This window comes from Lentibacillus saliphilus (assembly GCF_019093865.1).
GTDB lineage: Bacteria > Bacillota > Bacilli > Bacillales > Amphibacillaceae > Lentibacillus_B > Lentibacillus_B saliphilus.
The window spans coordinates 1-14,460 of sequence record NZ_JABJXD010000002.1 but is presented as its reverse complement, the minus strand read 5'-3'; the positions used below and the strand labels follow the sequence as shown (position 1 = coordinate 14,460).

At 43.4% G+C, this 14,460-nt stretch carries 12 protein-coding genes; 4 read left to right on the top strand and 8 right to left on the bottom strand.

What is annotated here, in order from left to right; translation table 11 throughout:
* Window positions 1–175: 175 nt before the first annotated feature.
* The 4 genes from scpC to HPC67_RS04480 form a co-directional block, all read right to left on the bottom strand.
* Window positions 176–1,690, bottom strand: a complete 1,515-nt coding sequence (scpC, locus tag HPC67_RS04495; RefSeq protein ID WP_217586274.1) for a succinyl-CoA:acetate CoA-transferase ScpC — start codon at window positions 1,688–1,690, stop codon at window positions 176–178.
* Between the two features lie 210 nt (window positions 1,691–1,900).
* Window positions 1,901–2,545 carry a LytTR family DNA-binding domain-containing protein gene (locus HPC67_RS04490; protein ID WP_217586273.1) on the bottom strand — a complete coding sequence of 215 codons (645 nt, stop codon included), beginning with the start codon at window positions 2,543–2,545 and terminating at the stop codon, window positions 1,901–1,903.
* A gap of 314 nt (window positions 2,546–2,859) precedes the next feature.
* Window positions 2,860–4,083: a putative glycoside hydrolase gene (locus HPC67_RS04485; protein ID WP_217586272.1), complete on the bottom strand. Its 1,224-nt coding sequence runs from the start codon at window positions 4,081–4,083 to the stop codon at window positions 2,860–2,862.
* Between the two features lie 165 nt (window positions 4,084–4,248).
* The gene (locus HPC67_RS04480) at window positions 4,249–4,728 is read right to left on the bottom strand and encodes a PaaI family thioesterase (protein ID WP_343327806.1); all 480 of its coding nucleotides are present in this window, start codon (window positions 4,726–4,728) and stop codon (window positions 4,249–4,251) included.
* Between the two features lie 199 nt (window positions 4,729–4,927).
* Here HPC67_RS04480 and HPC67_RS04475 point away from each other — a divergent pair, with 199 nt between their 5' ends.
* Window positions 4,928–5,989 carry an NAD(P)/FAD-dependent oxidoreductase gene (locus HPC67_RS04475; RefSeq protein WP_217586271.1) on the top strand — a complete coding sequence of 354 codons (1,062 nt, stop codon included), beginning with the start codon at window positions 4,928–4,930 and terminating at the stop codon, window positions 5,987–5,989.
* Window positions 5,990–6,089: 100 nt separating this feature from the next.
* Here the strand turns inward: HPC67_RS04475 and HPC67_RS04470 are convergent, their stop codons facing one another.
* Complete coding sequence (locus tag HPC67_RS04470) at window positions 6,090–6,632, bottom strand: D-glycero-alpha-D-manno-heptose-1,7-bisphosphate 7-phosphatase (RefSeq protein ID WP_217586270.1); 543 nt, start codon at window positions 6,630–6,632, stop codon at window positions 6,090–6,092.
* A 36-nt stretch (window positions 6,633–6,668) separates the two neighbouring features.
* The gene (locus HPC67_RS04465) at window positions 6,669–6,818 is read right to left on the bottom strand and encodes a hypothetical protein (protein WP_217586269.1); all 150 of its coding nucleotides are present in this window, start codon (window positions 6,816–6,818) and stop codon (window positions 6,669–6,671) included.
* A 571-nt stretch (window positions 6,819–7,389) separates the two neighbouring features.
* Here HPC67_RS04465 and HPC67_RS04460 point away from each other — a divergent pair.
* A complete protein-coding gene (locus HPC67_RS04460) occupies window positions 7,390–8,517 on the top strand; it encodes a mechanosensitive ion channel family protein (RefSeq protein ID WP_217586268.1) in 1,128 nt (375 codons plus the stop codon).
* 201 nt (window positions 8,518–8,718) lie between these two features.
* Here the strand turns inward: HPC67_RS04460 and HPC67_RS04455 are convergent, their stop codons facing one another.
* A complete protein-coding gene (locus tag HPC67_RS04455) occupies window positions 8,719–9,348 on the bottom strand; it encodes a hypothetical protein (protein ID WP_217586267.1) in 630 nt (209 codons plus the stop codon).
* Between the two features lie 369 nt (window positions 9,349–9,717).
* Window positions 9,718–10,470, bottom strand: coding sequence for a coiled-coil domain-containing protein (locus HPC67_RS04450; protein WP_217586266.1), 753 nt, complete (start codon window positions 10,468–10,470; stop codon window positions 9,718–9,720).
* Between the two features lie 352 nt (window positions 10,471–10,822).
* Here HPC67_RS04450 and HPC67_RS04445 point away from each other — a divergent pair, with 352 nt between their 5' ends.
* Both HPC67_RS04445 and HPC67_RS04440 read left to right on the top strand, forming a co-directional pair.
* A complete protein-coding gene (locus HPC67_RS04445) occupies window positions 10,823–11,497 on the top strand; it encodes an ABC transporter ATP-binding protein (protein WP_217586265.1) in 675 nt (224 codons plus the stop codon).
* Window positions 11,494–14,139 carry an FtsX-like permease family protein gene (locus HPC67_RS04440; RefSeq protein ID WP_217586264.1) on the top strand — a complete coding sequence of 882 codons (2,646 nt, stop codon included), beginning with the start codon at window positions 11,494–11,496 and terminating at the stop codon, window positions 14,137–14,139. Before HPC67_RS04445 ends, HPC67_RS04440 begins: the two co-directional genes overlap by 4 nt.
* Window positions 14,140–14,460: the final 321 nt, after the last annotated feature.

Sequence of the window (14,460 nt, the reverse complement as noted above, 5' to 3'; positions counted from 1 at the left end):
CGATTCTTACCGTGCATTCGCCGATTTTGAGCACATTCTCGCCGATTCTTACCGTGCGTTCGCCGATTTTGAGCGCATTCTCGCCGATTCCAGACCAACACGCACTCGCCCCAAAAATAAAATAAGCCCCGCGGCTCATATCAAGCTCAAGCAGGGGGGCTTTCTTAAAACTTAGTTATACGCGTGCTTTTTCCAATTCTCGCATTGTGCCGTGCGTTTTGAATTGTGTATGCCAGGACAGCGCTTTTTCTAGGACATGTGGTGTTTGACCGCCGCGCTCTAGGGCTTCTTCGTAATAGTCCCATAGCTGCTGGCGGTACATCGGGTGGGCACAATTTTCGATGATAAGCGGAACACGCTCGCGTGGTGCGAGACCACGTAAATCAGCGTATCCTTGTTCTGTCACAACGACATCAACATCATGCTCTGTATGGTCGATGTGAGATGCAAACGGAACGATGCTCGATATGTCTCCGTCTTTAGCGATCGATTTCGTTACAAAAATAGCAAGACGTGCGTTGCGGGCAAAGTCTCCTGAGCCACCGATGCCATTCATCATTTTTGTGCCTGTCACGTGTGTTGAGTTCACATTTCCGTAAATGTCGAACTCAAGCGCAGTATTTATTGAAATGAGACCGAGTCTGCGAATAATTTCCGGATGATTGGAAATTTCCTGTGGTCGCATCATTATTTTATCCCGATAGTTTTCAAAGTTCGGGAAGACGTGATCCATCTTCTCCTGGGAGATCGTCATGGAACAGCATGATGCGAATGACACCTTTCCAGCATCGATCAAATCAAACACCGCATCCTGCAGCACTTCAGAGTAGACCTCCAAATTTTCAAATTCCGAGTCCAACATGCCATGGAGGACTGCGTTCGCAACAGAGCCGATGCCAGACTGTAAAGGTGCTAACGTTTCGGTCAGTCTGCCAGCCTTGATCTCACTGCGAAGGAATGTCAAAAGGTGATCAGCCATCTGTTTGGTTTCCGCGTCTGGCGGCACAATGGTCGATGGTGAGTCCATTTGATTCGTAAACACGATGCCTTTAACCCGGTTAGGATTAATCTTAATGCCTGTCGTACCAATACGGTCATCTGCCTTTTCAAGTGGGATCGGTTTACGCTCCCCCTGTTGTGCTGGACTATATAAATCATGAACACCAACGAGCGTTTCCGGCTGGGCCAAATTAATTTCAATAATGATATTCTCAGCATGCTCAGCAAATACGAGTGAATTCCCTATAGAAGTCGTTGGTATGAGGTACCCATCCTCAGTGACAGAAACCGCTTCCAAAATAGCGAAATCAATCGTTGGCATCACATCTGCTCTGATCAACTCTGCCGTATGTGACAGGTGCTGATCGACAAACAGATGCTCACCTTGGTTTATTTTTTTGCGCATGGTTGGATCTGCTTGAAATGGCAACCGCTTATTCAGCATGCCATGTTCAGCAAATAATTGATCAACATCAGACCCGAGCGATGCACCTGTGAATACGTTTACTTTTAATGACTCCATTTTAGCCCGTTCCACAAGTGCAGTCGGAACAGCTTTCACATCCCCAGCTCGGGTGAATCCGCTCAGGCCGAGCGTCATCCCATCCTTTATCCAGGACGCTGCTTCTTCTGCTGTAACAACACGTTCGTGCAGTTCAGCTATTTGAATTCGCCCCTCTTTCTGTGTCATTCCCATCCCTCATCTTTATATATATTTTTATCCTATTTAGAATCATTTTAACTAATTATGTCTTTCAATTGCGAAAAAGGAACGGGAACAAATAATTTAGGGATGAATGACACAATCACACTCTTAAAGCAGCATTTTTTTGTTTAAAGGGTGCTTTTTCCTGTTGTTTCTGTAGATGTTCAAGGTGTTCGGTTCGACTCATACCGCCATTTAAAATCCGAGTAGTTTCCTAAAATAGCTGGCGTACGTCTGGCTCACTGGGACATGTGCACCATCATCCATTTCCAAAACGAATGTCGAATGCGTATCTGGAAAAATTTCTCTAATATGTTGCACATTCACGATAAACGAGCGGTGACAGCGGACAAATAATTCACGCGGTAACATATATTCAAAGGATTGCAGTGGGTATTTATGTGTGCCGGTATATCCGTCAGCGATCACGTACGTTTTGCGTGCTTTGACCTCTAAATATTTCACATCATCAAACGGTAGCGGTCTCCAGCCATCCGCTGTTTTCACCGTAATAACAGATTTCCCTTCAGTTAGAGCTGGTGAAATCGCCATCACACACCCCTCCACCTCGCCATTGCCTTCAATTGGCGCGGCCATACCGTGATAAGGTACGCCAAAAATATTGCGATCGATAAACTCCGACACATGCTGGCCTGTGTTAAGGGCTTTATGAGCAATTGTCCCCTCTTTAACCGGATCACCCGGTTTTATTTTCAAATCAATCCGCTTACTCGGTCGGTAATAGATATATGTGTCTTTGTTCGCGACCGCAATAGATAATTCATCTGAAAACAACTCCCCAACAACATTCAACAATGCTCTGTTTGTCAGATGCTCCATCTGTATGTCCCCCTTTGTAGCTGTAGATGATTCGAGGCTTAATCTTATTCTGTTTGTTTAGGTGGTGCGGTGCAAGTGTGACGATTTTCCGGGCGGGTTCGCCGATTATTCGCGCGGGCCCGCCGATTTCGCGCGCGGGTTCGCCGATTCCAAGCGCGCTCTTACTGACTTCCGCGTGCCATGCGCCGAATAACCCGCACGCCATAGCTTCTATTTTTCATAACATAGTACACTCACGTGTGTATCATATCATGAAGGTTTATTATAGTAGAAAAAAACACCCTTATCGTCGTTTATAAGGGTGTGTGCAATGCTCATCGATAGGCTTCATTATTGTAGATACTGCCTGCGTTCCAAGCAAGGTATTGATGGATGCCTAACTCTTCAAGTGCTTTTATCTGTTCACGCACTTCGATTGGCCCGTAATTGCTTCTCAAGTCAAAGTCTTGAATCCATGGTCGGATGCGTGCGGGTGTCACACCGTTTTCCTTTAAAGTCGCATTGCGCTTTAACGCATCCTTGACTGCATGCTTGATAATGTCGTATGGCTCTGTGTCGGGGTTATCGACGCCATATGATCCTGGTCCGTAATGCGATGGATAGGTCATTGGCGAAATATAATCGACATACGGTGAAACCTGTTCCCATACTTGTCCAATCCCCATGTCATCCTCGGCTGAAGTTACTAGCCCAAACACATCAGCTGACACGTTAACTGCATATCGGTCAAGCCGCTCATTCATCTCTTTTAAAAAGGTCATGATGGCTTCTGCTTTGGTCGTTTTGCCTTGTTTGTCGTACTGAACTTCTTGGTCGACTTTTTTGGCATTTTCAGGGAAACGGACATAATCATATTGAATTTCATCAACGCCGAGCTCAGCAATTTCTTCTGAGACATCTGCCACATATGACCAGACCTCTTCTTTAAAAGGATCGAGCCACTGCACGCCGCTTGCGTCCTGCCAAACGGTTCCATCACGTTTTTTGAGGGCAAGGTCGGTCTTATGCTTTGCAAGGAACGGATCCTTGAAGACGACCATTCGCGCAATGACGTAAATATCATGCGCCTTGAGCTTCTTTAGCCATTCAGTCATATGAGGAATGGCTGCGCCTTTATCAGCACCGATATGATCTACATCAGGAAGCTGAGAATCATATGTGAGCTTTCCGAAGTCGTCCTTTATATCGATGACAACAGCATTCAGTTTTGTGGATGTAATGAGGTCGATCTTTTCTTGTAATGCTGCTTCCGTTAATGAGGACCGGCTTAAATAAATGCCACGCACATCGCGGGACTTTTCTTCCTGACGCGCCTCCTTCTGTTCATCGATCTTTGCTTGTCTTTTTTTGTTTGCGAGTTGTTTTACAAGTAGCCTTTGATCTTGTGTACCTTTGTCACGATCGTGATCTTTTATTGCCAATGAATGAGCGCTATTTCCACTTTGATGAATGGCATTTGTATTCATTCCACAGCTTGCCATGAGCATCACACATACGATCATGACGCTTATTAGAGGTATTTTAAATCGTTTACTCATCCGCTCACCTTCTTTTTGTATTCATTCTGTTTACTCTATACGGTGAGCGTTCAGAGCATATATATGTAGCGATTTTTAATTTACCGCTAAGTGCTAAGCTTGGTCCGTATTTCCATACCAATAAAAAAAGGGTGAATGCACCAGATGTGACTCACCCCCTTAGCATTATGCTTTTAAAAACGTATCTGGCATCACAACCGCAACGACTTCTCCGGTGGCACAACAGACATCGCCGGCATAGACGCTTGTCTGCACGCGCCATTTTTTCGGATGAATTTCTTCAACGGTGCCAATGGCTTTGAGTGGACCGTCGAGTGGTGTTGGCTTCTTATAATCCACGTGAAGTGACGCGGTGACGAATCGTGGTGGCTCCACCTCATCACCTGGCTCATGCCCATTTTTTCGATGTAATGCTAATGCCGCGGAGCCTGTCCCATGACAGTCGATAAGTGATGCGAGTAAGCCGCCATAAACAAATCCCGGTAGCGCCATATGCTCTGATCGAGGTGTATAGATCGTTACTGTCTGTTCACCTTCCCAGCCTGTGCGTAAGTGTAAACCCGTTTCATTCATCCGACCACACCCGTAGCACCATGCAAAATCTTCGCTATAATCATCTTGAATCGCCTGTTTGACCTCTTTCACAAAAACCGCCCCCTTATACAATGTCTTTGCGCACAGTATATCACAAACACCCACAAACAACAGAGTATTTCAAATAATACATATAACCAGACGAGATGGATTTTGCTAGTTTTTCAGCCTTTGATTTGTTAATGTTTAAAGTGGAAATATATGTTTTTATCATTGATACAGTAAACATTATCATTAAGGGGTTGGGAGCATGAGAAATGTTGTGATACTGGGTGGTGGCTATGGTGGTATACAAGTGTTAAATGGACTGCTTGCCCGTACACTTCCTGACGATGTACAGCTCATTGTTGTCGATAAAAATCCGTACCACTCGCTCAAAACTGAGTTTTTCACCATTGCAGCAGGAACAGCCGCGGAAAGAGATGTGCGGATGGATTTCCCTAACAGTGACCGCGTTCAATACGTATTTGCCACTGTCGAAAAAATTGATACAGAAACACGAGAACTGATGTTTAGTGATAGAACCGAGAACGTCAGCTATGACTATTTAATTATTGGGCTTGGCTGTGAGGACAATTATCATGGGGTAGAAGGCGCACCGGAATATGTGGAAAGTGTTCAATCGTTTTCAAAGGCGCGTCATACAGGGATGTCTGTAGGCAACTTAAAAGCTTATGGTAAAGTCACCGTCGTCGGTGCTGGCCTGAGTGGTATAGAGGTGGCTTCCGAAATTCGCGAAAGCCGTTCTGATTTAAACATTAGATTGCTAGACAGAGGCGCCTCTGTGTTACGAGCGTTTGATCCACGCATCCAAGCGCATGTCGCTGACTGGTTTTTAAAAAATGACGTTGACGTCCTACACCACGCCAACGTTGAGTATGTCGAAAAGGATGGTGTGTGCAATAACGGGGTTTGTTACGTCAATGACGTTACCATTTGGACAGCCGGCGTACAACCACACCACCTCGTCCGAGCACTTTCTTATGACAAGGACAAGCAGGAAAAAATTAAGTTAAATGAATTTTACCAAGTACCAGCTGATCCGTCTGTATATGTCGTTGGCGACTGTGCGTCATCAGAGTTTTCTCCAAGTGGACAGCTTGCCGGTGCCCAGGGTGAGGCCATTTCGGACGTTCTTCATGCCGTACTTCATGGCAAAGCGCCACGTGTACCGAAGCCGCCGAAACTAAAGGGAACGCTCGGCTCACTCGGCAGCTCTGACGGATTCGGCAATATGTTTCAGCAGCCTTTTACTGGCTGGCTGCCACGTGTTGCGAAATCAGGGGTCTTATGGTTACATAAACGACATTAGAGCTTCAGAAAAAACGTGCATGTGTCGGGTCATAACGCCCCTTTCATGCGCGTTTTTTCATCCAAATATAATGAAGCTCAATCAGTGGGCGTTTTACAGCCTATGAGTGCTGCTCTGCGGCAAACCATTCGGCAACGGCAGCGAGGTCGGGAAACGATAAGTCTGCTTCAACTTTGTCCTTTGAATCGTTACGATCGCCAACGAGAATCGTCCCTGTTCCTGCTTTTTTTCCAGCTTGAATGTCGACATCACGATCTCCAACCATCCAGCTTTTTGATAAATCTACGTTATGACGCTCTGCCAAATCCTCGATCATCTTTGGCTTAGGCTTTCGACAGGCACAGCCAGCATGAGGCTTGTGGGGACAAAGAGCGATGTCATCAATATGTGCGCCGAATTGAGCGAGTCGATCAACCATGGCTTTATGAATGTGCTCAAGCTGTGCTGATGTCATATAACCGAGACCGATGCCGCCTTGATTGGTAATGACAAACACTTTAAACCCGAGATCATTAAACTGCTTAATTGCGGGTCCAACACCTTCTAGAAAAAATAAATCTCCTGGCTTATTCACAAACTTCACCCGGTCTGTCAACACCTCATTAATAACCCCGTCCCGATCAAGAAACATACCATGCGTCAATGTGACCACCTCCAGCCCATCTTCTTAGCCCTTATGTTAGTCCTGTTTAGTGTTGTCTACATATTCATCAGGTGCACCGTCACCATGAACACTAGCGTTTTTGTATGGGCTTTTTCGCCCGTTGCGATGCTCACCATGCGGCTTTCGTTCCTTGAACTGTTTATTAAATTTCTGTTGTTTATTCATGAATATCCTCCCTCTTATAATATATTTAGGCATTGGCTTTAAGCCTATTTATTCTAAGTGATTTTCTAACATACATTCAGCTATAACGCCGTTACCTTTCACTGAAGGCGGACGCTTTCCGCGGGCACGGCCTCAGCCTCGGGCCAACAGGATGTTGGTCATGAAGGTGTTGCGACAGGACGTCGCGTCTTTAACCTTCCTTCCTCTCACCTCTGCGGGGTCTTCGGACGCGTGCTGTTCCCGCTGGAGTCGCCGCCTTCCGTTTCAGGTAACTCAGTATGAGCGTCTACTATTTCATAGATGAATGAACCTACATCATATGTTAATCACATGATATTTACTGATAAGTTGAACCTTGATAGCTTCATGCGTGTTTATTTTTGTTTTAACATATTATCGCAGGTCTTTTATGGCGTCTATTAATAGGATGATGCAAATGAAGACTTTTATACAAAATATAGAGCTTGCATCGTATCTAACAGCACCATATTTAGCACTTTTAGCACCTTTACATGTGTGATGTGTTGCTATATGATACTCTTAAAAGTATTAACACGATTGGAGTAGCCATATGAATTGGGGATTTATCACAGCGAATGAGACCATACAATTTCTAATATCCGCAGAGCATTTAAAACACCTCGGCATTGCAGTCGGGATTCTGCTTGTCTTTTTACTTTTCCGTAAGCTATTTACGAAATATATTTTTGCGTTGTTATTAAAAATAAGCCGTAAAACGAAGCACCCGCTTCTTCCGAACGTGCTGCTCGCGTTTGAAAAGCCGGTTCAATGGTTCTTTATTATCATTGGGGTGTATGCAGCGATATTAAGTTATCCGTATCTAGATCATCAAAATGAATTATTTCTGAAACTATACAGAGCGTTCGTCATATATTTAATAAGCTGGGGCTTGTTCAATTTAGCGTCATCATCGTCCATGCTGTTTAGACGTATTAATGAAAGAACGTCGATTAAAATAGATGAGATTTTAATTCCATTTCTATCAAGAGCCGTGCAATTTTTAGTCGTCGCCATTAGTACAACAATAATCCTTGAAGTGTTGGGGTATCAAATTAGTGGTCTCATAGCAGGGCTTGGTGTTGGTGGCCTTGCCTTTTCTCTAGCGGCCAAGGATGCACTTGCGAACCTGTTCGGTGGTGTCGTCATTATTACCGAAAAGCCATTTACAATCAATGACTGGATTTTAACACCGAGTGTGGAAGGTACGGTAGAGGATATTACATTCCGAAGCACGAAAATCCGTACATTTGCTCAAGCGGTCGTAACCGTCCCGAACGCGACCTTAGCGAACGAATCGATTACGAATTGGAGTAAAATGGGCAAAAGGCAGATCACGTTCAATTTACGTCTCACATATGACACACCACGCCATAAAATAGAAGCCGTTGTCGCTCAAATTGAAGATATGCTGAAGCACCATGACGGCATTCATCAAGAAACCATTTTCGTTTCTTTTGACCAATATAAAGAGAATGGCCTGGACATATTTTTATATTTCTTCACGAAAACGACCGACTGGGGCGCGTATTTAAAAACACGAGAAAATGTGAACCTTCGTATCCTCGAGATTCTTGAACACGAAAACGTCTCAATCGCCATTCCAAGCAGACGCCTATTCGTTGATCAGGACACGAGCTCTGTTCCAACACTGAGCGAGCGGGAAAACCAGGATCCATGATTAAAGCACTAGGCAAAAGACATCTGGCAACCAAATCTTCGGTTGTTCAGGTGCTTTTTCCCGGTCGGTAGATTGATTGAAACCTGCCCACCACTCCACCTTTAAAACCACCTAGACGGTACTAGGAGCGATTGTGTCATCAAATAATTCATCCTCTAAGGATTGAGATTTAAATGAAAAACTGGATAGCCTACCCCCCCTTTAATCCACACTTATCTCACCTTCTTTTACTGTTAGTTTTAAAAGTAAGACGAGGTCATGATCTTTAATCATTTGCTGAACTGATGCTTCATCTTGTAAATCAACTATTTTAATGACACTTTTTTCTGTTTCCCGATAGGCTGCAAGCAGTTGCGGCTCTCCCAACGTGAGTTTGATTTCCTCTTCTTCTCCAAAAGCGTAATACCAGGCCGATGCCCGGGGCCTGTCTGATGAAACATTCATAGCATCTATTTGTGAGACATGAGGTGAATAAAGCACCGATAACATGTCTTCAGAATCCGTGTTAAGCATGCCAAATCCTAAGCGACCTTCATCGACCTCATTCAGACTGTTCCCGTAGACTAATTGAGCAACTGGCTCTGAAGCTTTTCTTCCATTCTCGTATTTTTCTACCGATAGCTTAACCACCCTCTTATCTGCTTGGGGCAAATAAAAATTAAAATCAAATAAAATCCCTAAGCCCAAATCATCGAACGTCTTCTCATAATTGGAATCCTGAGCAATTGAAATCGTTGGTAACGTGTTTTCGCTTTTACTTTCTGAACAACTGGTCGTTGTCATGAGAAGAAAAACAATGATCACGAATAAGCAAACGTAAGACTTCCTCACAAAACCCCTCCTCAAATTATCTTTATGCCCTAAACACTTTCTCTCACTCCCGTCACATGATCAACACCCTTATTTAATCAAAAAAACCATTTTGCATTTGACACGTAACTTTTTTTAATTGTAAGTATATTATAAAACAATCATTTACATTTTGCATATCATTATAAACATCCTCATTAGTCAGGATCGATCGCCATTTCTGTTATTTAGGCACTACGCAAGCAGTAAAGGCAATGGTTATTTATCGTTAACGCGCACGGAAAAAGGCACCCTGACAGCCTATTTTTCTAGGCGGTTCGGGGTGCCTTTCGTTTTTCAACATCACACATATTTAAGCGATGGTCCAACACGAGCTCATGACACGTGAGCTCACTGTGTTTCACGCGTTCTTTCCGTCTGTTCTGACTTTTTCGTATTAAGCAATGTCAATGGTTGATCTTTTCCTTTCACCCATTGGTACAGATAATCTGACGTTTGCCGCCAGCTATCATCAATCTTGTCAGCAAGGTAGGTAGACCGCTCAAACAAAATCGAGCGAACATGGCTGATCTGGCGTGTCACTTTTTCTAGTAGCGCTTCTTGATCTGCCATACGGTTGACCAAATGCGTCTGTTCTGCTTCATGAGCCGCTAAGCTTTCCGTAACCTGCTCATGCAATTCCAGAACGCGATCCATTTGCGCCAGCAGCTGTGTACGTGCACCGGTTAACTCCTCAAGGACAGTTTGCTGCGATGCATTCAAATCAGACATCTCCTGTTGAATCGTCTGTTTAAAGGCACGATCATGCTCAAGCAATTGTTCCAGCTTCCCTTGGTTTTCATCGAGCATGGCTAACCACCTTTCTGTCTCTTCCCTGAATTGCTCTTGTACACCCGCCTCCATATCGAGCGTCGCAAGCTGTGACCGAATGTCATCTATCTCTTTTTTGTGCTGAGTAGATAATATTGTAAACTGCTGATTTAAATGATGAACCGCTTGAAATAGCTGTGTTCGCGCCTGTTGTTGATCGCGTTTCCACATATCAAACGCATTTCTCATATAATAATCTTGATTAGGAGCTGTAATCTTCTCCGAGTTCTCATACATATCGGGATGCATATTTGTGTTCATGAAAGGTTTCATTCACATCAACTTCCTCGTTACAGTTTACGATAGTTTATGCAAACAATGGGTAAATGGAACAGGTTTACATGGGGATGTTCTCTTTCCATTTAAGTAAAATCTCTAATTATGGTTTAATAGCCGTTATCATTTGTACAACAACCCAAGTCTCGTACGTACTGGTGAAAAGTATACAAAACGCACCCGAAAACTAAAACATACAAAAAACAAAATATATTGATAATTTAATCGGTTGATGTTACGATCATAGTAAGATCTTGACCTGTATTTATCTAAGCGCTATCAACAAAGGCGACATATTAAAGACATCATGATGACCTCAGTCAACGATCAATAAAGGAGGGTTTCATAGATGACCATACATATCAAAAATGCTTCAGTCATGTTCGGGGGTGTTCAACCTGTTCAAGCATTAAAAGACGTTTCTTTACAAGTCGAGCCTGGAGAGTGGGTCAATATTTTAGGGCCGTCCGGATCAGGAAAAACGACGTTGCTTAACGTCATCGCTGGTCTTGAACAGCTTCATAGTGGAACGATCACAGTGGACGGAACAGACATCAATAAAAAAACTTCCACCGAAAAGCAGCATTATAAACGCACAGTCACTGGATACATTTTTCAAGACTATCGTTTATTCGATCAGTTTACCGTTATGGAAAATGTGATGCTTCCGCAATGGCCATATGAACACCATAAAAAACTCGAAAAACGAGCCGAAGAACTATTGGAGCACTTGGACATGAGCCATCGAAAACATGCCTTACCTGAACAATTATCAGGGGGTGAAAGGCAACGGACTGCGATTGCTAGGGCGTTGTTAGGAAAACCGAGCATACTGCTTTGCGATGAGCCGACAGGAAATCTTGATGAAGAAAACAGAGAGAACATTTTACACATCCTTTATGACCTACAAAAAAATGAAGGCATTACAATCATATTAGTTACACACGACCCGGAAGTTGCTAAATGGGGAGACCACAATATGTACATTAGAGACGGAAGCTTTCAAGGGGCTATTAGTGTATGAAACGACTTCTCATCAATCAATTGAAACGTGATAAACTAACGAGATCTATGATGCTGCTTGCGCTTATTCTTATTTTTGTCATCATCCCTTTTGCCGGAGCCTCCTTAGAAACGGTTCAGACGGAGGTCGAATCTGATGTAAGCCATTATGCTAGAGGGGCATATGACATTCTCGTTCGCGCACCAGACCATGAGCATCCAATGGAAAAACAGCTTGGCCTTGTACCCGAAAACTATCTCGGTGTCGGGAAAGGTGGCATATCACTTGACCAGTGGGAATCGATTAAATCGAGAACAGACATAGACATAGCTGCACCCGTCTCCTCTTTAGGGTATTTTACTGGGCTGTTCACAACGATGAGCGTATTTCCGCCTGATACGACATCAAGGTATCTTATGCAGTTTCAGACAAGTGATGGGTTAAATACGTATGATGTCGGTCCTCAATATGCCTGTATACAGCTTGATTCACCGTTTGAAGATGGGGCTTTCCAAGCACTATATAACCATGAGGATTTATTTGATGAATGTAAAGATAATGTTGTTCAATTTAAAATGCCACCGGTCTATAATTTGCTGGCTGGAATTGATCCCGAGCAAGAGGCACGATTGACAGGGATTGAATTTGATGGCATTCATCCAAATGGTTCCAAGAGTGGCTGGGGAAAAGTGTGGCGTAATGATCATTATCCAGATTCTGCCGTCATCCCTATTCTTGAAATTTTGGGTGGTAACGTTCCACTTACGAGCAAACTTCATGTAGATCGCCTCAACATTAGTATGAGTGAAATACAAGACTATAGAGATCATTTACAGCTTGACGTCTTGGATAAGGTTACCCAGACTGTCCCTGATCGATATACATTCAGATGGTCTGAGCCAGAATATCACGAAGTCGTCGATGAGTTAATCGCTTTAAAAGAAGATAATAGACAAGCATACGAACTAGATCTCGGCTCTTACTTAAAAGGCTTTAATCAAACTGATTCTGCTCCTTTCGTTACAAAAGAAGGTCAAATAGAATCCTTGCTTGACGAACAGAGTGACATGTTTAATGCTGGGTATAATCAATTAATCGGTTCTAATTTTTTAAATGTCCACTATTTTACTGATTATCCGCAATACCACATCACAGACGACACTATAAAAATACCTATTACAGGTGACGATAAAGGCGTTCCGACCTACAGAGCTATTGAGAAAAAAGGTATAAAAATGACGGATGCTCACTCCAAGGAAAATCGGGATGAGCTTGTTCCTTATATCATCGATCCAGTCGGAGAGGTTGATGCAGGCAAACATGAGGAAACACTTTCATCAAGCCCTCTCGGCATTTATCAATTTGCACCCGTTCTTTACACTGGTGATGACGCTCAGCAAAAACAGAAGCTCGTTCCGACAATTACACCAGGCAGCTTTGTGCCTGCACCGGCACGAGGGGTTACGAACATCGAAAGCGCTGCAATCATTAAAGGCGATAAGCCTATCGATGCGATTCGCGTCAAAGTGGCTGGTATCAACGGGTACACAAAGGAAGCAGCAAACACCATTGAGAAAGTCGCTCGCGACATCGAAGCAATGGGATTGAAAGCAACGGTTGTAGCTGGAGCCTCCCCACAAACGGTTGAAATTGACGTTGAGGGTGTGGGACTCGTGGAGCAGTCATGGACAACACTCGGAGCAGCAGGAACACTAATAGAAGAATGGCAAGTTACTAATATTATTCTGGGTTTTTTGTTTATGATTGTGGCAGTGTTGTATGTATTCACCCGCTTATCCTTCTGGCAAGTGAGTCAAGCAGAAAATGTACGCATGATGCATCAGCTCGGCTGGCAGAAGCGCCATATTTTAAAGTTTTATATGAGTGATCTATTAATGGTGATCGGTGTTGCATATGTCTTATCGATTCCGTTACTGTTTGGACTCAATCAAGGTTCTGGTCTTTCTGGACATCCGTTTCTTTGGCAGTTTGCCGCGTTATTGCTCGGACTAATATTTATGTTCGGCATTATTCGCCGAAAGGTACGCCAACTTATAGCAGCTAAACCTTTTAAAGCAACGACCATTAAAAAAAGACGCCGTGGTCATAGATTTCTCGTCATCAAAAATATGACGTATTTTAAATCATTTATTCGTTCACCATTTATTCAGCTCACTGTCGTTAGTCTGTTAGCATCATTTGTTTACGTGTCGTTAACTGAAACCGTTACAGAAACAAGTGTCACCCTCCTTGGTGAATATGTAAACATGGCAGCAAGTCGCTGGCACCTACTATTAATCATAGCAGCTTATGTCCTAGCAACATTGACCTTGAGTGAAAGTTTATTGTCCTTATTAAAGGCACGGGAAAAAGAGATCATCAAGTTCCGATCAATCGGTTGGCAACCCCGCCACATTCTCAGCCTTTATTTAAGAGAAGTGCTTTTATGGAGCGGTTTAGCGATTACAATCGGAACAATTATGAGTGGCATCATCTACAGCATTGTGTATCCTTTTAAACTCATGACCTTAAGCATCTTATTCACGTCTTTCGCTGGCTTTTATGCTATGGTCGGATTTTTGTCATGGATCATCATCAGCCACCACCTAAAGAAAAAGATTGGGGCTGGCACCCAGGAAAAATTAGATATAAGCGCATCATAATTGCCATCTGCAGGTTCATTCGCGCTTTCGCTTTTGACACTTATATGAATAAGAGCGTTTAAACGCATATCATGTATTTCACACGTATATATGGAGAAAGTAACGGATATTTCCAGTTTTCAGCGCATATATCCAAAACGCAGCTCATATTTGGTTAATCAGCCGCATATCAGTAAATTCTCACCCAAGTAAAATTCAATCAGAGGGCATTTTACAGCCCGTTCATTCACGCATCAAACAGGCCGATCACTCTATGAAGGAGCGATCGGCCTGTTTGTTTAAGTTCTATTTTGGTTCTAAGTCAAATGACGTTGGTATTGA